The sequence below is a fragment of the Teichococcus coralli genome (genome assembly GCF_009829925.1).
In the GTDB taxonomy this organism is placed as follows: domain Bacteria; phylum Pseudomonadota; class Alphaproteobacteria; order Acetobacterales; family Acetobacteraceae; genus Pseudoroseomonas; species Pseudoroseomonas coralli.
The window spans coordinates 118,746-140,851 of sequence record NZ_SNVJ01000011.1; the positions used below are offsets into that span (position 1 = coordinate 118,746).

Annotated in this window: 17 protein-coding genes and 1 tRNA gene; 13 read left to right on the plus strand and 5 right to left on the minus strand. The window is 72.8% G+C overall.

Annotated elements, in window-relative coordinates; translation table 11 throughout:
* Nucleotides 1–8 precede the first annotated feature (8 nt).
* Genes E0493_RS13950 through E0493_RS13960 form a run of 3 tightly spaced genes read left to right on the plus strand, consistent with a single transcriptional unit; the run spans nucleotide 9 to nucleotide 3,233 of the window.
* On the plus strand, nucleotides 9–1,922 hold the full coding sequence (locus tag E0493_RS13950) for an HAD-IIIC family phosphatase (protein ID WP_160937612.1): 1,914 nt from the start codon (nucleotides 9–11) through the stop codon (nucleotides 1,920–1,922).
* A complete protein-coding gene (locus E0493_RS13955; protein ID WP_160937614.1) occupies nucleotides 1,919–2,176 on the plus strand; it encodes an acyl carrier protein in 258 nt (85 codons plus the stop codon). The genes E0493_RS13950 and E0493_RS13955 overlap by 4 nt, the downstream gene beginning before the upstream one ends.
* The gene (locus E0493_RS13960; protein WP_160937616.1) at nucleotides 2,169–3,233 is read left to right on the plus strand and encodes a hypothetical protein; all 1,065 of its coding nucleotides are present in this window, start codon (nucleotides 2,169–2,171) and stop codon (nucleotides 3,231–3,233) included. Before E0493_RS13955 ends, E0493_RS13960 begins: the two co-directional genes overlap by 8 nt.
* A 63-nt stretch (nucleotides 3,234–3,296) precedes the next feature.
* On the opposite strand, the gene E0493_RS13965 is transcribed toward E0493_RS13960, so the two are convergent.
* Together E0493_RS13965 and E0493_RS13970 are read right to left on the minus strand one after the other, a co-directional pair.
* Nucleotides 3,297–3,725 (minus strand): VOC family protein, encoded by a 429-nt coding sequence (locus tag E0493_RS13965; protein ID WP_160937617.1) that lies wholly within the window; start codon nucleotides 3,723–3,725, stop codon nucleotides 3,297–3,299.
* Between the two features lie 163 nt (nucleotides 3,726–3,888).
* Nucleotides 3,889–3,964, minus strand: a tRNA-Ala gene (locus tag E0493_RS13970).
* 110 nt (nucleotides 3,965–4,074) lie between these two features.
* On the opposite strand from E0493_RS13970, the gene E0493_RS13975 reads away from it, so the two are divergent.
* The 3 genes from E0493_RS13975 to folD are packed head-to-tail and all read left to right on the plus strand — an operon-like array spanning nucleotide 4,075 to nucleotide 5,506.
* Nucleotides 4,075–4,368 (plus strand): YggT family protein, encoded by a 294-nt coding sequence (locus tag E0493_RS13975; RefSeq protein ID WP_160937619.1) that lies wholly within the window; start codon nucleotides 4,075–4,077, stop codon nucleotides 4,366–4,368.
* A complete protein-coding gene (locus tag E0493_RS13980; protein ID WP_160937620.1) occupies nucleotides 4,347–4,667 on the plus strand; it encodes a DUF167 domain-containing protein in 321 nt (106 codons plus the stop codon). Before E0493_RS13975 ends, E0493_RS13980 begins: the two co-directional genes overlap by 22 nt.
* Nucleotides 4,664–5,506: a bifunctional methylenetetrahydrofolate dehydrogenase/methenyltetrahydrofolate cyclohydrolase FolD gene (folD, locus tag E0493_RS13985; RefSeq protein ID WP_160937621.1), complete on the plus strand. Its 843-nt coding sequence runs from the start codon at nucleotides 4,664–4,666 to the stop codon at nucleotides 5,504–5,506. Before E0493_RS13980 ends, folD begins: the two co-directional genes overlap by 4 nt.
* A 265-nt stretch (nucleotides 5,507–5,771) precedes the next feature.
* On the opposite strand, the gene E0493_RS13990 is transcribed toward folD, so the two are convergent.
* The 3 genes from E0493_RS13990 to E0493_RS14000 form a co-directional block, all read right to left on the minus strand.
* On the minus strand, nucleotides 5,772–7,811 hold the full coding sequence (locus E0493_RS13990; protein ID WP_160937623.1) for an AI-2E family transporter: 2,040 nt from the start codon (nucleotides 7,809–7,811) through the stop codon (nucleotides 5,772–5,774).
* A 247-nt stretch (nucleotides 7,812–8,058) separates the two neighbouring features.
* The gene (locus E0493_RS13995; RefSeq protein ID WP_160937625.1) at nucleotides 8,059–10,356 is read right to left on the minus strand and encodes an NADP-dependent malic enzyme; all 2,298 of its coding nucleotides are present in this window, start codon (nucleotides 10,354–10,356) and stop codon (nucleotides 8,059–8,061) included.
* Nucleotides 10,357–10,490: 134 nt separating this feature from the next.
* Nucleotides 10,491–12,068 (minus strand): ABC transporter substrate-binding protein, encoded by a 1,578-nt coding sequence (locus E0493_RS14000; RefSeq protein ID WP_160937627.1) that lies wholly within the window; start codon nucleotides 12,066–12,068, stop codon nucleotides 10,491–10,493.
* A 244-nt stretch (nucleotides 12,069–12,312) separates the two neighbouring features.
* Between E0493_RS14000 and mutS the strand changes: the two genes are divergently transcribed.
* The 7 genes from mutS to E0493_RS14035 all read left to right on the plus strand — a co-directional run bounded on the left by mutS (nucleotide 12,313) and on the right by E0493_RS14035 (nucleotide 21,998).
* Nucleotides 12,313–15,084 (plus strand): DNA mismatch repair protein MutS, encoded by a 2,772-nt coding sequence (gene mutS / locus E0493_RS14005; protein ID WP_160937629.1) that lies wholly within the window; start codon nucleotides 12,313–12,315, stop codon nucleotides 15,082–15,084.
* A complete protein-coding gene (locus E0493_RS14010) occupies nucleotides 15,081–17,918 on the plus strand; it encodes a [protein-PII] uridylyltransferase (RefSeq protein ID WP_160937631.1) in 2,838 nt (945 codons plus the stop codon). The genes mutS and E0493_RS14010 overlap by 4 nt, the downstream gene beginning before the upstream one ends.
* A gap of 108 nt (nucleotides 17,919–18,026) precedes the next feature.
* Nucleotides 18,027–18,506 (plus strand): hypothetical protein, encoded by a 480-nt coding sequence (locus E0493_RS14015; protein WP_160937633.1) that lies wholly within the window; start codon nucleotides 18,027–18,029, stop codon nucleotides 18,504–18,506.
* A 146-nt stretch (nucleotides 18,507–18,652) separates the two neighbouring features.
* Nucleotides 18,653–18,883 carry a hypothetical protein gene (locus E0493_RS14020; RefSeq protein WP_160937635.1) on the plus strand — a complete coding sequence of 77 codons (231 nt, stop codon included), beginning with the start codon at nucleotides 18,653–18,655 and terminating at the stop codon, nucleotides 18,881–18,883.
* A gap of 345 nt (nucleotides 18,884–19,228) precedes the next feature.
* Nucleotides 19,229–19,735 (plus strand): hypothetical protein, encoded by a 507-nt coding sequence (locus E0493_RS14025; protein WP_160937637.1) that lies wholly within the window; start codon nucleotides 19,229–19,231, stop codon nucleotides 19,733–19,735.
* A gap of 95 nt (nucleotides 19,736–19,830) precedes the next feature.
* Nucleotides 19,831–21,321, plus strand: a complete 1,491-nt coding sequence (locus E0493_RS14030) for a LutB/LldF family L-lactate oxidation iron-sulfur protein (protein ID WP_160937638.1) — start codon at nucleotides 19,831–19,833, stop codon at nucleotides 21,319–21,321.
* A complete protein-coding gene (locus E0493_RS14035) occupies nucleotides 21,318–21,998 on the plus strand; it encodes a LutC/YkgG family protein (RefSeq protein WP_160937639.1) in 681 nt (226 codons plus the stop codon). Before E0493_RS14030 ends, E0493_RS14035 begins: the two co-directional genes overlap by 4 nt.
* Nucleotides 21,999–22,106: the final 108 nt, after the last annotated feature.

Sequence of the window (22,106 nt, forward strand, 5' to 3'; positions counted from 1 at the left end):
GGCGGATCATGGATCAGCTCGCCTGGTTGCCTACCCATCCCGATCTCGGCGCCGCCCTTTCGGCGGCGCGCCGCCTGCCCGACGCCGCGGCGAAGCTGAACGAGGCCATCCGGCTCGCCGGCTTCCGGCGCGACTTCACCGCCACCGGCCGGATCGACCGGCTGGCCGCCGAGGGGCTTGCCGCGGAAGGCCGGCCGGGCGGGCTGACGCCGCTGCGGCTGGCCATCCTGGCCTCGCACACGGTGGACCACCTGGTGCCGGCGATCCGCGTCTCCGGCCTCGGCCGGCGCGTGGCGCTCGCCGTGCATGTGGCGCCCTACGGCATGTACCGGCAGGCGCTGCTGGGCGAGGACCCGGCGCTGGCCGCGTTCAGGCCGCAGCTCATCCTGCTGGCGCTCGATGCGCGGGACGCGCCGATCGACCTGCCGCTCGATTCGGGCGAGCAGGCGGTGGCGGAGGCCGTCGGCGCGCGCGTGGAGGAGCTGCGCGGGCTGTGGCGCCGCGCCAAGGCGCGCCATGGCGCGCAGGTGGTGCAGCAGACGCTGGTGGCGGCCGACCCGCCGCTGTTCGGCTCCTTCGAGGCGCTGGTGCCGGCCGCGCCGGCGGCGGTGATCGAGCGGCTGAACACCGCCATCCGCGCCGCCGCGCGGGAGGAGGGCGTGCTGCTGCTCGACCTCGCCTGGCAGGCGGCGCATTTCGGCGGGGCCGGCGCGCTGGCCGACCCGGTGCGCTGGCACCAGGCCAAGCAGCTCGTCAGCCCGGCCGCCGCGCCGCTCTATGGCGACCTGGTCGCGCGCATCGCCGGCGCGGTGGCGGGGCAGGCGCGCAAGTGCCTGGTGCTCGACCTCGACAACACGCTCTGGGGCGGCGTCATCGGCGATGACGGGCTGGACGGCATCAAGCTCGGCCAGGGGAACGCCACCGGCGAGGCCTTCCTGGCCTTCCAGCGCTATGCGGCGGCGCTCGGCCGGCGCGGCGTGATCCTCGCCGTGTGCAGCAAGAACAATCCGGAGGTGGCGGAGGAGGCCTTCGCCAAGCATCCGGAAATGGCGCTGCGGCGGGGTGACATCGCCTGTTTCGTCGCCAACTGGAAGGACAAGGCGGGCAACCTCCGCCACATCGCCAAGACGCTGAACATCGGGCTCGACAGCCTCGTCTTCGTCGATGACAACCCCGCGGAGCGCGAGATCGTCCGGCGCGAGCTGCCGGAGGTCGCGGTTCCGGAAGTGCCGGAGGATGTCGCCTTCTATCCCGAGATCGTCGCGACGGCCGGCTATTTCGAGGCCGTCTCCTTCACCGCCGATGACGCGGCGCGCGGGCGCTCCTATGTGCTGAACGCCGAGCGCGCCGCGGCGCTGGAACAGGCGACCGACCTGCAGGGCTACCTGCGCAGCCTGGCGATGACCATGCAGGCCAAGCCCGTGGGTCCCGCCGAGCTGCCGCGCGTGACGCAGCTCATCAACAAGACCAACCAGTTCAACCTGACCACCCGCCGCTACACCGAGGCCGACACCGAGCGCTTCTCGACCGATGCCGGCACGGTGATGCTGTCCTTCCGGCTGCGCGACCGCTTCGGCGACAACGGGCTGATCAGCGTCGTCATCGCCCGGCCGGACCCGGCGCTGGCGCCGAACGAGCTGCTGATCGACACCTGGCTGATGAGCTGCCGCGTGCTGGGCCGGCAGGTGGAGGAGGCGACGCTCGGCGTGGTGGCCGGGCATGCCGCGCGCAAGGGCGCGGCCGCGCTGGTCGGCGAATACCGCCCCACCGCCAAGAACGGCATGGTGGCGGAGCACTATGCGAGGCTGGGCTTCAGGCCCATGCCCGCCCCGGAGGGCGCCGAACCCGGCGCCAGCTTCTGGCGTTACGAACTGAGCGCCGTCAAGGCGCCCGAGCACTTCATCGAGGTTGATGCCGCATGACCGAGCCCGAGATCTACGCCGCCCTGACCGAGGTGTTCCAGGAGGTGTTCGACGACGACGACATCGCCCTGCACCCGGACACCAAGGCGGATGACATTCCCGGCTGGGACAGCCAGGCGCATGTGAACCTGGTGGTGGCGGCCGAGATGCGTTTCGGCGTGCGCTTCCGCACCGCCGAGTTGGAATCCCTGCACGATGTCGGCGATTTCGTGAAGCTGATCGGCAGCAAGCTGGAGGCCGTCGGGAATGGATGAACCTGCCCCTCAACGCGGAGCCGCCGGCAAGGCGGCCAAGCCGGCGGCGCCGCCGCCGCCCGCCGTGCGGCCGCGCTACCTGGCCGCCGTCTTCGGCAGCGCCCTCGGCGCGCTGGCGCTGTTCTACGGCGCGCTGTTCACGCTGCGGGCGACGGAGAACCTGCCGCCGCCCGCCTTCTCCAACTCGATCTGCGTGGACGAGAAGCTCGCCTTCCACCGCGAGCACCCGATCGGCGACCCGAACCTGCTGGTGATCGGCTCCTCGGTGGCCTGGCGCCATTTCGACGGCGCCGTGCTGGTGCAGGATTCGCCCACCGTGAAGCCGCTGAACGGCGCCTTCTGCGGGCTGAGCGTCAACCAGACCCGCTACGTGGCCGACTGGTTCCTCGACCGCAGGCCGAGCATCCAGGACGTCCTGCTGATCACCTCGCCGCAGGACTTCGAGAACTGCACGACCACCCGGACGGCGCTGTTCGACGCCGAGGACGTCGAGGACTACGTGCTCGCCCGCGGCACGCCCTGGGGCTACTACCTGCGCTACTTCGACATCTTCTCGCTTGCCCGCAACGCCAGCGAGATCGCGGCCAAGCGCAGCGGCGAGAACTGGGTGGACCCGCTGGTCTTCGACCCCTATGGCGGCGGCCCGCTCCATACCCGCAAGAGCCGCGAGACGCCGCTCTACGGCATGGTCAAGCAGCTGGACGACGCCTGCTTCGACGCGCTGGGCAGGCTCAGCGCCCGGCTGCAGAAGGAAGGCCGGCGCCTGATGGTCGCCTCGACGCCGCTGAACCCGGAATGGAAGGAAAGCGGCGATCCCAGCGGGCGGACCGTCGCGGTGTTCACCCGCCGCATCCGCGAGACCCTGGCGAACAACGCGCTGGCCGAGTTCTGGGACGGGGACGCCGCGCAGGTGGTCGGGCCCGCCGGCTTCTTCGACGCCATCCATCTGCGCTGGTCGGCGGCGAAGACCTACACGGCGGCGCTGGCGAAGGCGCTGCACCCCGGCATCACCAGCACGCCGCGGGCGATGACCAAAACCGAGGGCAACAAGCTCTGAGGCGGCGGCGGCCGCGCCGGGAACGGGCAAGCCCTTTCCGGCGCGGCGGCGCGCTCCGCGCCCTCAGCCTTCCGGCAGGATCTGGTGCTTGTGGCCGGGGGCCTCGATCAGCTCGATGATGAGGCTGAGCGGGCTCATGAAGAACTGGATGGGCCGCCCGCCATAGGCCACCGCCGGATTGGGCTCGGCGATCGGCAGGCAATGCGCGTCCCGCAGGCGCTCGCGCTCCGCCGCCAGGTCCTCCACCAGGTAGGCGACGTGGTTGAGGATGCGGGACTTCTGCTTCAGCGCCAGCGCCACCGGGCTTTCCTCGCCCAGCGGGGCGATCAGCTCGTAGCAGACGCCGGACGCGTCGTGGCCGAACTGCACATGGACCTTGTTGACGGGATCCTCCCATTCGCGGGTCCAGGCGCGGATCCGCAGGGGCGGGCCCAGCAGGTCGCGGCCGCGCCGCAGCGTCTTCACCACCACGCCGATATGATCGAATTGCATGTGCTTCCCAGGCGTCCAGAATCGGTCCGACAAGCCGCGACCGTTTCACGGCCAGCATACCGCATCGCGGCCGGGCACGGAATCGCGGCGCGAAAGCCGGGCGGCCGCCTGAACGGGACGGTTGGGGGAGAGCCTGCCTGTCGGGCGAGGGAACCGGCGGGGGTGGTGGAGCTGAGGGGAATCGAACCCCTGACCTCCTCATTGCGAACGAGGCGCTCTCCCAACTGAGCTACAGCCCCACACTCGCGCGGTGGGCGCGCTTATCCCCGAGGCCGCACAACAAGTCAAGTGGCGCTTGCGGGGGCGGGCAGGGCTTCGTAGATGGGGACCTCACGACAAGGGGAATGCGATGTACGCGGTGTTCTGGCTGATCGATCAGGCCATCGGCCTTTATGTCTGGGCCCTGATCATCGCGGCCGTGTTCAGCCTGCTGATTGCCTTCAACGTGCTGGACACCCGCAACCGCTTCGTCTGGGCCGTGGCCGACTTCCTCTACAAGCTGACCGAGCCGGCGCTGCGGCCGATCCGCAACTTCCTGCCGAGCATGGGCGGCATCGACATCTCGCCGATGATCCTGATCCTGCTGCTCTACGCGCTGCGGATCTTCCTCTGGACCACCTTGTGGCCGCTGGTGGCGCGCTGAAGGGCTGGCGGGCCGTCGAGGGCGGCGTCGAGCTGCGCCTCCGGGCGCAGCCGGGCGCGAGGCGGGACGGGCTCGCCGGCTGGCTGGACGCGCCCGACGGGCCGCGCCTGAAGGTGGCGGTGCGGGCGCCGCCGGAGGACGGGCGGGCCAACACGGCGATCCGCGCCCTGCTGGCCGCGGCCCTGCATGTCCCCCCTTCCGCCATTGCGGTGGTGCGGGGGGCGGCGGCGCGGGAAAAGACCTGCCGCATCGCGGGCGACCCGGCCCGCCTGGCCGAGCAACTGGAGAACCTGCCATGAGCGCCAGCATCATCGACGGCAAGGCCGTGGCCGCGGCGCTGCGCGGCCGCATTGCCGAGCGGGTGGCCGCCCTGCCCTTCACCCCCGGCCTGCGCGTGGTGCGCGTCGGCGAGGACCCGGCCAGCGGCGTCTATGTCCGCAACAAGGACCGCGCGGCGCAGCAGGCGGGGCTGGACAGCGCCACCATCCAGCTTCCCGCCGAGACTTCCGAGGCGGCGCTGCTCGGCCTGGTGCGGCAGCTCAACGACGACCCGGCGGTGGACGGCATCCTGGTGCAGCTTCCGCTGCCGCCGCAGGTCGATCCCGCCAAGGTGCTGGCCGCCATCAACCCGGCCAAGGACGTGGACGGCTTCCACGCGGTGAATGCCGGGCTGCTGGCCTCCGGGCAGAAGGGGCTGGTGCCCTGCACGCCGAAGGGGGTGATGCACCTGCTCAAGGCCGCCCAGGTGACGGTCGCGGGGGCCAGGGCGGTGGTGGTGGGGCGCTCCAACATCGTCGGCAAGCCGATGGCCGCCCTGCTGCTCGCCGCCGACGCCACCGTGACGGTGGCCCATTCCCGCACCCGCGACCTGGCCAGCGAATGCCGCCGGGCGGAGATCCTGGTCGCCGCCGTGGGGCGGCCGGAGATGGTGCGGGGCGACTGGATCGCCGAGGACGCGGTGGTGATCGACGTCGGCATCAACCGGCTGCCGAACGGCGGGCTGGTCGGCGACGTGGAGTTCGCGCCGGCCAGGGAGCGCGCGGCGGCGATCACGCCGGTGCCGGGGGGCGTGGGGCCGATGACCATCGCCTGCCTGCTGGAGAACACCGTCGAGGCGGCGATCGCCCGGCGGGGGTGAGGGAAGCGGAGCCGCGGGCAGGCGGCGGGATCGCGGCAAGGTCGGGGGCGTTGCCGGAGGCAGTGCCTCGGACCTCCGAAGCCGCTCTTTTTTCCGGCCGTTTTTGGCGCCGCCTGGCGCAAGGGCCTTTCCCGTCGCCCTTGCGGGGGCCGCTTCCGCGCTGGGGTGAGCGCGCGCGGCCAGAGCGCCAAAGCTGCCAGAAAAAGCAGAAGCAGGGGGTGCGGGGGGGGAATTCAGTCTCCCCCGGCTCTGCTGCCCTTCGATCTCAGGGGGAATCGCCGGCCGGCTGGGGGGCAGCCTCCTTCGCCACGCCCGAACCCCGCGCTCCGGAGACGGCGGCCTTCAGGCAGGTCGTCACCGCCGCATGCAGCGAGGCGGTGTAATGGTCCGCGCCGACGGCGCGGGCCTGGGCGGCATCGGTCAGCACCGCCTCGCCCTCCGGCCAGAGCCCGACCAGCACCGGAACCTCCGGCATGCGCCGCTTCAGGCGGCGCAGGAGATAGCGCAGATGCGCGGGGCTGCCGCTGATGTCGAGGTAGGAGATGCAGACCATGGCGACGCCGGCCGTGTCCAGGCGGCTGACCTGCGCGCGCGAGCTGGCCTCGTGGGGGACCACGCGGGCGCCGAGGCCATGCTTGGTGAGCAACTGGGCCAGCATGGCCGAGGCCGCCTCGTCCAGCGGGCCGCGCCCGGCCAGGCAGAGCACCGGCGTTTCCGAGCCCCAGGCCCCGGCGCGCTCGGCGGGCGGCGGCAGGGGGAGGTCGGGGGCGGGCTCGTGCGGCACCGCCTGCTCCGCGACGCTCACCCCGGCGGGTGTCGTGTTGTCCGGCCTGGAGCCCTTCTCCGGCGGATCGCGGTCCGGGGCCTCGGAAAGGTCGTCCACCAGGCCGGCGACGGCATTCCTGATGCCCTCCAGCCGGTGCCGCGGGAGCACGCCGCGCTCCAGGTCGGTGGCGGCCATGCGCAGGCCCTTCAGGGCGACCTCGTCGTAATAGGCGGTGAGCGAGCGGTCCTGCAGCAGCGTCTCGGCCTGGGCCAGGGCCTCGTCGGTGTCGCCGGCCAGGATGCGCTGGTAGAAGTTCTGCACCGGCGTCAGGGCGGGGCGGTCGCCCAGCAGCACGTCGAGGAACTCCAGCCGCTCGACATGGCGGCCGAGCACCACCAGGCAGAGCGTGAGCGGCGTGGCGAGGATCAGGCCGATCGGGCCCCAGAGCCAGGTCCAGAAGATCGCGGCGACAATGACCGAGACGGGCGAGAGGCCGGTGCTGTGGCCATAGACCATGGGCTCGATCACCTGGCCGATGAGCGGCTCGGTGATCAGGAACAGGGCGGCCGTCCAGATGACCATGGACCAGCCCGGCGCCGTGCCGGCCGCCAGCAGCAGGGGCAGGCCGGCCGCCAGGATCGGCCCGACATAGGGCACGAAGCGGAAGAGCGCCGCCAGGAGGCCCCAGACGACGGGGCTGGGCACGCCGATCAGGAACAGCCCGAACCCCACCAGCACGCCGAAGCAGCTGTTCACCATGAGCTGGGCGAGGAAGTACTTGCTGAGCCGCCGCCCGGCGTCGTCGAGCGCCTCGGTCGTGCGGTGCAGGTCCCGCGAGCCGAAGAGGCGGATCAGGCGATCGCGCAGGTCCTCCTGCTGGAGCAGGACGAAGATGCTGACGATCAGGACGATGAAGGTCGTCTCCAGCGGCCCGAGCACGGGCGAGACGAACTTCTGCACCAGGTCGAGGGTCGAGGATTCGCCGGGGCGGACCTCCACCGGGACGGGGCGGGGTTCGCCCTTCGCCGGCGTGCCCGCGCCGGGAAGGCTGGGAGCCGGGCCGGAGGCGGGGTCGGAGGCGGGCGGCGCGGCGGCCGCGGGCGGCTGCCCGGGGCGGGTTCCGGCGTCGTTGTTCAGGCGGCGGGAGAACTCGCTGATCCGCCCGAAGACGCTGGATTGGACGGCGTCCATCTTTTCCTGGATGGCGCTCTGGTAGCGCGGGGCATCGCGGGCGAGGCCGGCGATCTGCGTGCCGATGATGCTGCCGATGAGCGTGATGATCCCGAGCGCGAGCAGCACCGCCAGCAGCACCGCGAGCACGCGCGGCAGCTTCAGGCGCCGCAGCAGACGGACCACGGGGGCGAGCACAAAGGAAAGCAGGATGGCGAGGGTGATGGGGACCAGCACCTCGCGCGCGAAGTACAAGGCGCAGACCGTGACGACGCAGACCACGACGGTGAGGAGATGGGCGGCGTCCGGGCTGGGCGGCGGCTGGACCTGGGCTGGCGGGCGAGGCTCCGAAGCGGTCGCTGTGCTCATTGGCGGGACTGACATGCTCCGGCTTTCAAGCGGAGAACGCGCGAGCGCGAGCGCGGTTACGGACCGCGGCGAAGGCTTTCCCCGGCCCGCCGGCCGGCCTTCGGCGGCGGCTTCCTCCGCCGTGGCGGGCGCGCATGCCGCCGGCGCCGCAAGGACGGGCGAAGGAGGAAGGGGGCCTGGGAGAGCGCCGCGCCGATGGCGGGGAAGGCGGGGCCCGGGGGGGAATCCCTTCCCCCCGGTCCGTTTGTCAGCGCCGGAGCGAGGCGTGCGCGGCGAGGCAGGCCATTTCCAGGATCTGCGAGACGCTGCTGCCCATGTTCACCAGCTGCACCGGCTTCTCCATGCCGACCAGCAGCGGCCCGATGGTGGTGGCGCTGGTCAGGTGCGGCACCGCCTTGGTCAGGATATGCGCCGAGTGCAGCCCCGGCATCACCAGGATGTTGGCCGGGCCGGTCAGGCGGCAGAACGGGTAGAGCGCGCGGAGCTGCGGGTTCAGCGCCACGTCGGCGGCCATTTCGCCGTCGTACTCGAAGTCCACCTGCTTCTGGTCGAGCAGGCGCACCGCCTCGCGCAGCGAGCCGGGGATGGTGCCGCCCGGGTCGCCGAAGGTGGAGAAGGAGAGAAAGGCCACGCGCGGCTCCAGCCCCAGCTTGCGCGCCTCGGCGGCCGACTGGATGGCGATGCTGACCAGCGTCGCCGGGTCGGGCCGCTCGTGGATGGCGGTGTCGGCCACCAGCACGGTGCCGGAGCTGCGCGCCAGCATCAGCGTCAGGCCGAAAAGCACGGTGCCGGGCGCCGGGTCCACCGCGAGGGTGACGTTCTCCAGCGTGTCGCCGATGGAGCGGGTGACCCCGGAGACCATGGCGTCGGCGTCGCCGAGGGCCACCATGCAGGCGGCGAAGGCGTTGCGGTCCTGGTTCACCAGGCGCTGGCAGTCGCGGAACAGGAAGCCCTGGCGCTGCTTGCGGGCGTAGAGGTGCTCGGCGTAGCGGCGGTTGCTGTCGGAGAGGCGGGCGTTGTGGATCTCGACGCCCTCCGGCAGCGGGATGCCGAGGGCGGCGACGGTGGCGTTGATGCGGTCCTCCCGCCCGACCAGCACCGGGGTGCCGTAGCCGGACTGGCGGAAGGCGATGGCGGCGCGGATGACCTTCTCCTCCTCGCCCTCGGCGAAGACCACCTTGCGCGGGCTGGCCTTCAGGCGCTCGGTGATGATCTCCAGCGCGCTGACCGCGGCGTCGAGCCGGCCGGCGAGGCCGCGCGAATAGCGCTGCAGGTCGGGGATGGGGCGGCGGGCCACGCCGCTGTCCATCGCCGCCCTGGCGACGGCGGGGGAGACGCGGGCGATCAGCCGCGGGTCGAAGGCGTGCGGGATGATGTAGTCGGGGCCGAAGCGCAGGCCCTGGCCGCCGCCGGCGCCGGCCACCTCCTCCGGCACGTCCTCGCGCGCCAGCATGGCCAGCGCCTCGGCCGCCGCGACCTTCATCGCGTCGTTGATGGTGCTGGCGCGGACGTCGAGCGCGCCGCGAAAGATGAAGGGGAAGCCGAGGACGTTGTTGACCTGGTTGGGGTAGTCCGAGCGGCCTGTGGCGATGATGACGTCGGGGCGGACGGCGCGCGCCTCGTCCGGGGTGATCTCGGGGTCGGGGTTGGCCATGGCGAAGATGATCGGGTTCTTCGCCATGGAGCGCACCATGTCGGCCGTCACGGCGCCCTTGACGGAGAGGCCGAAGAAGGCGTCCGCGCCGTCCAGCGCCTCGGCCAGGGTGCGGCGGTCGGTGGCGACGGCATGGGCCGATTTCCACTGGTTCATGCCCTGCTCGCGGCCGCGGTAGAGCACGCCCTTGGTGTCGCACATCATGATGTTCTCGGGCCGCATGCCCATCGCCCGCATCAGCTCGGCGCAGGCGATGGCGGCGGAGCCGGCGCCGTTGATGACCAGGCGGGTCTCGGCCAGGGCGCGGCCGGTCAGGTGGCAGGCGTTGATCAGGCCGGCGGCGGCGACGATGGCGGTGCCGTGCTGGTCGTCGTGGAAGACCGGGATGTCCATCAGCTCGCGCAGGCGCTGCTCGATGACGAAGCATTCCGGCGCCTTGATGTCCTCCAGGTTGATGCCGCCGAAGGAGGGGCCGAGGAAGCGCACGGCGTTGACGAACTCGTCCACGTCCTCGGTGGAAATGCAGAGGTCGATCGAGTCCACGTCGGCGAAGCGCTTGAACAGCGCCGCCTTGCCTTCCATGACGGGCTTGGAGGCGAGCGCGCCCAGGTTGCCGAGGCCGAGCACGGCGGTGCCGTTCGAGATCACGGCGACCATGTTGCCCTTGGCCGTGTAGTCGTAGGCCAGCGCCGGGTCGCGGTGGATGTGCAGGCAGGGCTCGGCCACGCCCGGCGAATAGGCCAGGCTGAGGTCGCGCGCCGTGGTCAGCGGCTTGGTGAGGCGGATCTCCAGCTTGCCCGGCTTGCCCTCCGCGTGCAGGGCCAGCGCCTCCTCCGCCGTGATGCGGGCGGTGCGGGTATCGCCCAATGGCGTCTTCTTCGCGTCGTCCATGTTCTCGGGGCTCCCGTGCTTCTTGCCCCCCTTTATGTCGGTCCCGGGCGATGCGGGAAAGCGGGGCGCTTCGCGGGTGCGGTAGAGCGGGAGCCCGGCGGGGGAGAACGGGGAGGCATGCCTCCCCTTCCCGTTCAGGCGCGCTTCACGTTCCAGGGCAAGGGCGCCGGCGCCTCCAGGATGCCGGTGATGTCCTTGCGGAAGGCGGTGCGGATGGTGAACTGGCCGAGCGGCACGGTGGAGACCTCCTCCAGGCCGAGGCGGCCCAGCTCCATCGCCGCCTTGCGCTGCGCCGCCTCGTCCTTGGCGTAGAGCCATTCCTGCGTCAGCGCCTCGGCGCGGTCGTTCTTCCACCAGCCGAACCAGCCCTCGGCGCCCTGGCCGCGGATCAGCGGGGACATCGCCGGGTTGCCGTAGTAGGCGGCGCCGCCGGTGGTGTGGAAGATGCTCCAGCCGCCCTTCTCCACCGGCTCGCGCGAGCCGCGCCGCTGGATCACCGTGCCCCAGTCGCTCTCCGCCAGCTCGACGTTCATGCCGATGCGCTTCAGCGCGTCGGCCGTCACCTGGCCGAGCGGGCCGATGTCGGGGAAGTCGGTGGGGTTGATGATAACGGTCTTCTGGTCGGCGTAGCCGGCCTCCTTGAGCGTGGCGCGCGCCTTGTCGAGGTCGCCCGGCATCAGGTCGGCATGGTCCTCGTAGTAGGGGGTGTGCTTGGGGAAGATGCTGCGCGTGGTGGTCCAGGTGGAGGGGTCGTCCCCCTGGCTGGCGCGCATGTAGTTCTCCTGGATCACCGACTGCAGCACCGCGCGGCGCAGCTTCACGTCGTTGAAGGGCGGGTGCAGGTTGTTGAGCCGCATCAGCGCCAGGCGGCCGGCGGTGTCGGTCACCTCGCGGCGGATGTCGCGGTTGCTGGCCAGCATCGGCTGCAGGTCGGCCAGCGGGCGCTCCCACCAGTCGGCCTCGCCGTTCATCAGCGCCGCCGCGGCGGTGGCGGGGTCGGGGATGATCATCCACTCGATGCGCTGGAAGTTCGCCACCTTGCCGCCGGCGGCGGAATCGGGCGGCTCGTCGCGCGGCACGTAGCCGTCGAACTTCTCGTAGACCACGCGGCTGCCGGAATTGTACTGGTCGGCCAGGAAGCGGTAGGGGCCGGAGCCGACCATCTCGGTGACGGCCTTGTTGGCATCCGTTTTCGCCAGGCGCTCGGGCATGATGAAGGCGACGTTCGCCTCCGCCTTGCCGATCGCCAGCAGCAGCTGCGGGAAGGGGCGGGTGAGGCGGATCTCGATCGTGCGGTCGTCCGCCGCGCGCCACTCGTCCACAACCTTGGCGAGCAACTGGCCGAAGCCGTCGCGCACCGCCCAGCGCTTGAGGCTGGCGACGCAGTCCGCCGCGCGCACCGGCTCGCCGTCATGGAACTTCAGGCCGGGGCGCAGGCGGATGCGCCAGCGCAGGCCGTCGTCCGAGACCTCGTGGCCCTCGGCCATCTGCGGCTTCACCTCGCCCGCCTTGTTCACGGCATAGAGCACGTCGAAGACGTAGTAGCCGTGGTTGGCGGTGACGGTGGCGGTGGTCCAGATCGGGTCCAGCGCGCTCAGGTTGGCCTGCGGGATGAAGCGCAGCAGGCTGTTGCCCTTGTTGCCCTGGGCGAGCGCGGGTGCTGCGAGCAGCGCGGCGCTGGCGCCCAGAAAGGCGCGGCGGTGCAGGTTCATGGCGGTTCTCGACCTCCCCTTGGTGGTGCTTCCTGTGCGCGCACCCTGCCCGCCTCTTCCGGGGGTGCCAAGCAGGCCGGGGGAAGGAATTCCCCCGGGCCCCCATCTTTTTTCGTCGGGTTTGGGCGCGCCCCTGCCCGCAAGGGAACGCCCAACGAACAGAAAAAAGAAGGCGGGGCGCGGGGGGAAATCCATTTTCCGCCGCTGCTTCCCCCCAGGGCGCGACCTGCTCTAGGAAAGGGGCATGACCTCCCGCCCCTTTCCTTCGCCCGAGGGCGCGACGCCGGCCCTCGCGCAATGGTTCGCCGCCAAGCAGGCGCATCCGGACGCGCTCGTCTTCTTCCGCATGGGCGACTTCTTCGAGCTGTTCTTCGACGACGCGGCGCGGGCGGGCGAGGCGCTGGGGCTCGCGGTCTCGCATCGCGGCGAGCATCGCGGCGCGCCGGTGCCGATGGCCGGCGTGCCGGTGCACGCGATGGAGAACTACCTGGCGCGGCTGATCCGCCATGGCTTCCGCGTCGCCATCTGCGAGCAGCGGGAGACGCCGGAGCAGGCCAAGGCGCGCAAGGCGCCGACCATCCGGCGCGAGGTGGTGCGGCTGGTCACGCCCGGCACGGTGACGGAGGAGGCGCTGCTGGACGGCGCGCGGCCGGCCTGGCTGCTGGCGCTGGCGCGCGCCGAGGGGGAATGGGGCGCCGCCTGGGTGGACCTCTCGACCGGCGCCTTTGCCTGCGAGGCGCTGCCGGTGGGCGAGCTGCCGGCGTTGCTGGCCCGGCTCGACCCGGCGGAGGTGCTGGTGCCGGAGGCGTTTTCCGGGCTGGCGGCGCTGCGGCCCTTCGCCGAGCGGATCAGCCACCTGGAGCCGGCGCGCGACCCGGCGGGGCGGCTGGCCGGCTTCTTCGAGGTGGCCACGCTGGAGGGCTTCGGCAGCTTCAGCGAGGCGGAGCTGGCGGCCTGCGCGCTGGCGCTCGACTATGTCCGCCGCACCCAAGGGGGCGCCGTGGGGGGGGCCAGGGGCGAGGCGGCGCCGCGGCTGCGGCCGCCGGAGCCGCAGGGCGGGCGCGCGACGCTGCGGATGGACGCCGCCACCCGCCGCTCGCTGGAGATCCTGAAGAGCGAGCGCGGCGAGACGCGCAACTGCCTGCTGGCGGCGGTGGACCGCACGCTGACGGCGGCGGGTTGCCGGGAACTCGCCGCGCGGCTGGGCGCGCCGCTGACCGAGGCGGCGGCGATCGCGGCGCGGCACGACGCGGTGCAGGCGCTGCTGGCGGCGCCGCCGCTCGCGGCCAGCCTGCGCGCCGCGCTGAAGGGGGCGCCCGACATGGCGCGGGCGCTGGCGCGGCTGGCGCTCGACCGCTTCGCGCCGCGCGACCTCGCCGCCATCCGCGACGGGCTGGAGCGCGCCGAGATGATGGCGGACGCGCTGGCCGAGCGGCGAACGGCGGCGGCGCCGCTGCCGGCGCTGCTGGAAGGGGCGCGGGCGGCGCTGCTGCCGCCGGATTCGCCGCGCGGCGAGCTGGCGCGGGCGCTGGCCGCCGAGCTGCCGGCGCGGCTGGAGGACGGCAACCTCGTCGCGCCAGGGTATGACGGCGAGCTGGATGCGCTGCGGCGGATGCGCGACGACGCGCGCGGCGCCATCGCGGCCATGCAGCTCGACCTGGCGCAGGCCTGGGGCGTGGCCAGCCTGAAGATCCGCCACCACCAGCAGTTCGGCTATCTGGCCGAGATGCCGGCCGCCGCCGGCGAGAAGCTGCTGCGCGCGCCGCCGCCGAGGCTGGCCGGCACGCCGCAGGCGCCGGTGCACCGGCAGACCATGGCCAATGCCCACCGCTTCACCTGCGCCGCGCTGGCCGAGCTGGACCGCAAGCTGGCCGCCGCCGGGGAGCAGGCGGCGCGGCGCGAGGCCGCCGTGGCGCGCCACCTGCGCGACCTCTGCCTGCGCGCGGCGCGCGGCCTCGACGGCGCCGCCGCCGCCATGGCGGAGCTGGACATCCACGCCGCCGCCGCCGCGCTCGCCGCCGATGGCGGCTGGTGCCGGCCGGAAATGGTGGAGCGGCCGGAGTTCCGCATCCGGCAGGGGCGGCACCCGGTGGTGGAGGCGGCGCTGGCGCGCAGCCGCGGCACGATGGCCTCGGGGGCCTTCGTGCCGAACGACGCCGACCTCTCGCCGGGGCAGCGGCTCTGCCTGCTGACCGGGCCGAACATGGCGGGCAAGTCCACCTTCCTCAGGCAGAACGCCATCATGGTGGTCCTCGCCCAGGCCGGGCTTTTCGTGCCGGCCGCCGCGGCGCGGCTTGGGCTGGTGGACCGGCTGTTCTCCCGCGTCGGCGCGGCGGACGACATCGCCGGGGGGCGCTCCACCTTCATGGTGGAGATGACCGAGACCGCCGCCATCCTGAACCAGGCGACCGCGCGCAGCCTGGTGGTGCTGGACGAGGTGGGGCGCGGCACCGCCACCTGGGACGGGCTGGCGATCGCCTGGAGCGTGCTGGAGGCGCTGCACGACCGCATCCGCTGCCGCGCCGTCTTCGCCACGCATTTCCACGAGCTGACGGCGCTCGGCGGCAAGCTGCCCGAATTGCAGCTGGCGCACATGAAGGTGCGCGAGCATCGCGGCGAGGTGGTGTTCCAGCACCTGGTCGGGGCGGGGGCGGCGGAGAAGTCCTGGGGGCTGCACGTGGCGCGGCTGGCGGGCGTGCCGCGCGCGGTGGTGCAGCGGGCGGGCGCGGTGCTCACGGCGCTGGAGCAGCGGGCCGCCGGGCTGGAGCCGCTGGCGGAGGAGCTGCCGCTGTTCAGCGGCGCCGCCACCGCGCCAACGGCGGCCGCTCCGCAACCTCCGGGTGCGTTTCACCCGGTTCTGGACGCGCTTGAGTCGCTGAATCCCGACACGCTCTCGCCGCGCGAGGCGCTGGAGGCGCTTTATCGCCTGCGCATGCTGCAGAGCGGCAAAGATTCCGGCAAAACGGCTCACGAAGCTGTTGCCGCAGCGCACGGCGCAGTATCATCCGTCGAATGAGAAGCTCCGGCGACCTGCCAGATGCCCCTGTCGCCGCGATCGACGCGATCTCCGTCGCGCCGATGCGGCCGCTCCCCGACGTCGCCCTCGACCTGATCCCGCGCCCCGGCGCCCCGGTGCCGCGCGAGGCGGCGCTGACGCTGCTGCGGCGGCAGCTCGGGCGCATCCAGTCCCGCGTGCAGGAAGCCTTCGAGGCGCATGCCCTGTCCGGCCTGACCGCCGCGCGCATGCTGGGCGAGCTGACCGACGGGCTGATCTTCGCCATTCACGCCTATACCCTGGCGCAGGTGGGGCAGGCCCAGCGGGGGGCGGCCCAGCGGGAGATAGGGGGGGACGAGGCGGAGGCCAGCCCTTTCGGCGCCCCCGAGCCGCCCTTCGTGCTGGCCGCCACCGGCGGATACGGGCGCGGCGTGCTGGGCCCCTATTCCGACATCGACCTGCTGTTCCTCTCCGACGCGCCGCTCGGGCCGCGCGGGCGGCGGGCGGTGGAGTTCATGCTCTACCTGCTGTGGGACCTCGGGCTGAAGGTCGGCCACGCCACCCGCACCATCCATGAGTGCCTGGAGGACGCGCGCGCCGACGCCACCATCCAGACCGCGCTGCTGGACAGCCGCTTCCTGGCCGGCGACGCCGCCGTGTTCGACCGCTTCGAGCTGGCCTTCGCCGAGGCGCGGCAGGACTGGGGGGTGGGGCAGTTCCTGTCCGCCAAGCGGGCCGAGCGCACCGCCCGCCACCACCGCTACGGCGACAGCCCCTACCTGGTGGAGCCGCACATCAAGGAGGGGCGCGGCGGGCTGCGCGACGTGCAGACCATGTACTGGCTGGCGCGCTACGCCTTTGGCGTGAAGCGCATGCCGGAGCTGGTGGGGCCCGGCAGCCCCGGCGGCGGGCTGCTCACCGCGCGCGAGGCGCGCGCCTTCAAGCGCGCCTGGGACTTCCTGTGGACGGTGCGCTTCCACCTCCACTACGTCACCGGCCGCGCCGAGGAGCGGCTCACCTTCGACCTGCAGCCCGTGGTCGGCGCCCGCATGGGCTACACGCGCCACGGCAAGCAGGACGGGGTGGAGCGCTTCATGAAGCACCTCTTCCTGACGGTGCGGGATGTGGTGCGGCTTTCGCGCCTGCTGGAGCCGGCGATCGAGCGCGCCACGCTGGGGCTGCCCGCGGTGAACCGCGCGCCCGACCCGGGGCTGGCCAGCGAGGGCGTGGCGGTGGCCGACGGCAAGCTGCTGATCATGCCCGACCACGACGCCAGCGCCGACCCGGCCGTGATGCTGCGGCTGCTGCGCGCGGCGCGGGACCGGGCGATCGAGCTGCACCCGCTGGCCTATCGCGCGCTGATCCGCAACGCTCCCGCGGCGCAGCGGCTGCGCGGCGACCCGGCGGCCAGCACGCTGTTCCTCGACCTGCTGACGGGCCGCGATTCGGCGCGCTGGGTGCGGGTGCTGAACGAGGTGGGCTTTCTTTCGCGCTACATCCCGGACTGGGCGCGCATCGTCGGGCTGATGCAGTTCGACACCTACCACGTCTTCACCGTGGAGGAGCACACGATCGAGGCGGTCGCCGTGCTCAACCAGCTGGAGGCGGGGCTGCTGGACGAGGCGGCGCCGGTGGCCAGCGAGCTGGTGGGCCAGGTGCATTCGCGCCGCGCGCTCTACGTCTCGGTGCTGCTGCACGACATCGCCAAGGGGCGCGGCGGCGACCATTCGGAGATCGGCGCCGGGCTGGCGCTGGAGATCTGCCCGAAGCTCGGCCTCAGCCCGGAGGAGACGGAAACCGTCTCCTGGCTGGTGCTGAACCACCTGCTGGTCAGCCAGACCGCCTTCAAGCGCGACATCGACGACCCCAAGACCATTCTCGACATCGCCGAGGTCGTGCAGTCGCCCGAGCGGCTGCGGCTGCTGCTGGTGCTGACGGTGGCCGACATGCGCGCCGTGGGCCCGAAGGTCTGGAACGGCTGGAAGGCGACGCTGCTGCGCGAGTTGTACTGGCGGGTGGCCGAGGTGCTGGCCGGCGGGCTCTCGGTGCCGGAGCGCGACGTGCGGGTGGCGCGCGCCAAGCAGGCCGCCGCCGCCATGCTGCAGGAGCAGCCGAAGGAGGCGGTGGAGCATTTCCTCGGCCTCGGCTATCCCGGCTACTGGCTCTCCTTCGACCCGGAAAGCCATGCCCGCCATGCCGGCATGATCCGCGAGGCGGAGGCCGAGGGCATGCCGCTCGCCATCGCCACCCGGGTGCTGGAGGCGCGGGCGGTGACCGAGGTGACGGTGTACTGCTCCGACCATCCCGGCCTGTTCAGCCACATCGCGGGCGCGCTGGCGGTGGGCGGCGCCACCATCGTGGACGCGCGCATCCACACCATGACCAACGGCATGGCGCTCGACACCTTCTGGGTGCAGGACGCGCAGGGCGGCGCGCTCGATGCGCCGCACCGGCTGGCGCGGCTCTCGGTGCTGATCGAGCAGGCGCTGTCCGGCCGGCTGAACCTGGTGCGGGAGATCGGCAAGGTCCGGCGCGAGCCGGCGCGGCTGCGCGCGGTGCAGGTGCCGGGGCGCGTGGTGATCGACAACTTCGCCAGCAACACCCACACGGTGATCGAGCTGAACGGGCGCGACCGGCCGGGGCTGCTGCACGACGTGACGGCGGCGATCTCGGCGCAGGGGGTGCAGATCGCCTCGGCGCACATCACCACCTACGGCGTGCGGGCGGTGGACGTGTTCTACGTGAAGGACGTGTTCGGGCTGAAGATCGAGAACGAGCGCAAGCTGGCGACGCTCAGGGCGGCGCTGCTCGCCGCGCTGACGCTGCCCGGCGGCGAGGAGGCCGCAGGGGGGTGATTTCGGCCGGGGGGTGATTTCGGCCGGGGGGCAACCTTTCCCCGCCCCGGCGTTTGAATCCGCTGCCGGCGCGACGTCAAAGCGCGCCGTCCAACGGAGAGAAACCCCATGCGCACGTCCTATGCCCTCGTCGCTGGCCTCGCGCTGGCGCTGGCCACTCCCGCTTTTGCCCAGACCACCGGCTCCGGCACCGCGCCGACCGCCGGCACCGCCGCGAAGGCCGGCCAGGCGCACGGCAACAGCGCCCACCGCACCATGCCGACGCACCGGCCGGGCAGCACCGTCGGCAAGACGGACAGCTATGGCCGGAACGCCACCAGGGCGCAGAGCCAGGGTGGCCAGGCGCAGGGTGGCCAGGCACAGGGCGGTCAGATGCGCGGCGGCGGCGCCACCGGCGGCACGGCGAGCGGCACCACCAGCGGTGTCCCCCTCAACCCCTCCGGCAGCCAGAGCGGCACGCCGCGCACCGGCTCCGGCGTCGGCGGCCCGAGCAGCACCGGCATCGGCACGCCGAGCCCCGGTGGCCAGGGCAGCGGCAGCAATTCCGGCTCGGGCGGTTCGGGCGGCAATTCCGGCAGCGGCGGCTGAGGCCGTGGCGGCGCGCCTCGCCCGGCGCCACGTGCCGGGTGCGGTGCGCCGCGTGCCGGACGGGCGCTGACCGGGGGCGCTGGCCGAGTTCGTCCAGGCCCGATCACCGTGCGCCGGGAACCGCGCCCTTGCCAGGAGGCCCAGTGATGCGGCGTGCCCTCGCCTTGCTCCTTGTCATGGGCCTTCCGGCGCTGGGATGCGCTCCAGGGCCGGCCGCCCGGGGCGGCCCGCCACAGGCGGCGCAGGGCGCCGCCACCGGGACCGGCGGCGTGCCTGGCCTCGGCGGCGGTGGGGTGGCCAACCCGGCCGGCAGCGAGGAAGGCAACAGCACCAGCACGCGCCGCGCCGCCGGCGCGGCGAAGCGCCGCGGCGGCTGAAGGCGGAGGCGCCCCGCAGCGCCGTGGGATCCTGGGCTTTCCCGTGGGTTTGCCCTTGGGCTCACCCCTCCTGGGCTCACCCCTCCTGGGCTCACCCCCTCCTGGGCCGCCCGGCGGAACCTTTCCCGGCGGGCCTGCTGGTCCGCCGCGTTGGTGGAAAGCCCCACGAACCTCGCGGGCAGGACACGGGTGCGCCGAACACTGTCGAGTTGGACACGGCGCCAAACGCCGCCCGCCGGCTGCGCGGCCAAGCTGACGGATGCGGCGGCGCAACCTTTCCGTTTGGGCGGAATTAGTCCTCCGCCGGCGTGGCCTTCGCCGCGTCACCAGAACTGGAGAATGCAGATGCGCACGTCCTATGCCCTGATTGGCGGCTTGGCCCTGATGCTGGCGGCCTGCGGCCAGGCGCAGACCGGCAACGGCCTCGCCAATGGTCCGGCCGGACCGATGCGTGGTGGCGCACCGACGGCGGGCACCGGCACCATCTCGCCCGTGCAGGGCGAGAACAGCGTGCCGCCCACCCGCAACACGCCGGGCACGCCGACGGCCGGCACCGGCACCATCTCGCCCGTGCAGGGCGAGAACAGCGTGCCGCCCACCCGCAACACGCCGGGCACGCCGACGGCCGGCACCGGCACCATCTCGCCCGTGCAGGGCGAGAACAGCGTGCCGCCCACCCGCAACACGCCGGGCACGCCGACGGCCGGCACCGGCACCATCTCGCCCGTGCAGGGCGAGAACAGCGTGGCGCCCACCCGCGCCGGCCGCGGCCGCCCGACCGCCGGGACCGGCACCATCTCGCCGATCCAGGGCCAGAGCGACGTGGGCCAGGGCACGACGACCCGTCCCTGAGGCCGCGTGAGGGCAGCGGCGCGCGTGGAAGGGACCCCCTGACCGCCCGCGCCGTTCCCGCTACAGTGAGGTGACGCCCGGAGGAGTTCTCGCCCGTGCATGTCACCTCGCCCGCCTTCAAGGCCAATGCCGCCCGCGCGCTGGCCGACCCCGGCCTGCAGAAGGCGCTGGGCCGCTCCGGCCCCGCCTTCCATGCCAAGCGCGGCCGCGCCATCGCGGCGCTGCCCGAGTTCCAGCAGCTCCGCGACATCGGGCGCGACATCAAGAACCACACGCTGGCCAACCTCGACTTCTACCTGGAGGCCTATGCCGCCAGGGTGGAGGCGGCAGGCGGCAGGGTGCACTGGTGCTCCACCGCCGAGGAGGCGCGCGCGGCGGTGCTGGAGATCTGCCGCAAGGCCGGGGCGCGCACCGTCACCAAGGGCAAGTCAATGATCTCCGAGGAGCTCGGGGTCAACGAGCACCTGGAGGCGAACGGCATCGAGCCGGTGGAGACCGATCTCGGCGAGTACATCCTGCAACTGCGCAAGGAGCCGCCGAGCCACATCATCGGCCCCGCCTTCCACCTCAACCGCGAGGACTGGGAGGACACCTTCCGCAAGTCGCATGTGGACCTGCCCTTCGACCGCAGCTTCGCGCAGCGGCGCGACATCCTGGAGGAGGCGCGCGTGCGGCTCAGGGCGCGCTTCCTGGCGGCCGATGTGGGCATCACCGGCGCCAACTTCCTGATCGCCGAGACCGGCTCCTCGGTGATCGTGACCAACGAGGGCAACGGCGACCTGACGCAGACGCTGCCGCGCGTGCATGTGGTGCTGGCCAGCATCGAGAAGGTGGTGCCGACGCTGGAGGACTGCACCGCGCTGCTGCGGCTGCTGGCGCGCTCGGCCACGGGGCAGGAGTTTTCCGTCTACACCACCTTCTCCACCGGGGTGCGGCGGCAGGGCGACCTGGACGGGCCGGAGGAATACCACGTGGTGCTGGTGGACAACGGCCGCTCCAACATGGTCGGCACCGAGTTCCAGGACATGCTGCGCTGCATCCGCTGCGCCGCCTGCATGAACCACTGCCCGGTCTATGGCGTGACCGGCGGGCATGCCTATGGCTGGGTCTATCCGGGGCCGATGGGCAGCGTGCTGACGCCCTCGCTGATCGGGGTGGACAAGGCGGGGCACCTGCCCAACGCCTCCACCTTCTGCGGGCGCTGCGAGAGCGTCTGCCCGGTGAAGATCCCGCTGCCCAAGCTGATGCGGCACTGGCGCGAGCGGGAGTTCGAGCGGCACCTGACGCCGCCCACCCAGCGGCGGGCGCTGCGGCTCTGGGCCTGGCTGGCGAAGCGGCCGGAGGCCTACCGGCTGGCGATGCGGATGGGCATCGGTGCGCTGGCGCGCCTCGGGCGGGGCAAGGGCGCCTTCAGCAAGCTGCCGGGCGCCGGCGGCTGGACCGAGGGGCGCGACCTGCCGGCCCCGGAGCCGGGCGGCACCTTCATGGACCGCTACCAGCGGCAGCAGCGGGAGCGCCGGCATGGGGAGCGCCGGCAGGGGGGGAACCGGCAGGGGGGGAACCGGCAGGGGGGGAACCGGGCATGAGCCGGGAGGCGATCCTGGGCGGCATCCGGCGCGGGCTGAAGCGCGGGGAACTGCCCGCCGACCAGCAGGCGATGCTGCGGCACCGGCTGGAGAGCCATCCGCGCCACCTGATCCCGGCGCGCTCGCGGGTGCCGCACCCGGAGCAGGTGGCGCTGTTCATCGCGCGGGTGGAGGCGGAGTTCGGCACGGTGGAGCGGGTGCCGGAGGCCAGCCAGGTGCCGGTGGCGCTGATGGACTACCTGGCCGGGCAGAACCTCGGCCCGCGCTTCGTGATGGCGCCGCACCCGGAGCTGGAGGCGCTGCCCTGGGCCGAGCACCGGCTGCTGATGATGGAGCGCCGCCGCGCCGAGGGGAGCGACCAGGTTTCCGTGCAGCACGGCTATGCCGGGATCGCGGAGACCGGCACGCTGATGCTGCCCGCGGCGCCGGGGCGGCCCACCACGCTGAACCTGTTGCCGGAGACGGAAGTGGTGGTGCTGCGCGCCGACCGGGTGGTGGGCGCCTATGAGGAGGCCTGGGACCTGCTGCGCGCCGAGAACCAAGACGCGCTGACCGGCGGCTTCATGCCGCGCAACGTGATGCTGGTGACCGGCCCTTCGCGCAGCGCCGACATCGAGCAGACGCTGGAGCTGGGCGCGCATGGCCCGCGCCGGCTGCATGTGATCCTTGTGGGTTGAGGGGGCGCTGTCGCCTGGACCTGGTTTGCCTTCCTGACTAGAGGAAGGTGCAGGAACCTCAGGGTCCTGCCGGGGGTTTCAGGGGCGGCGCCCCCTGACCTTCGCTGG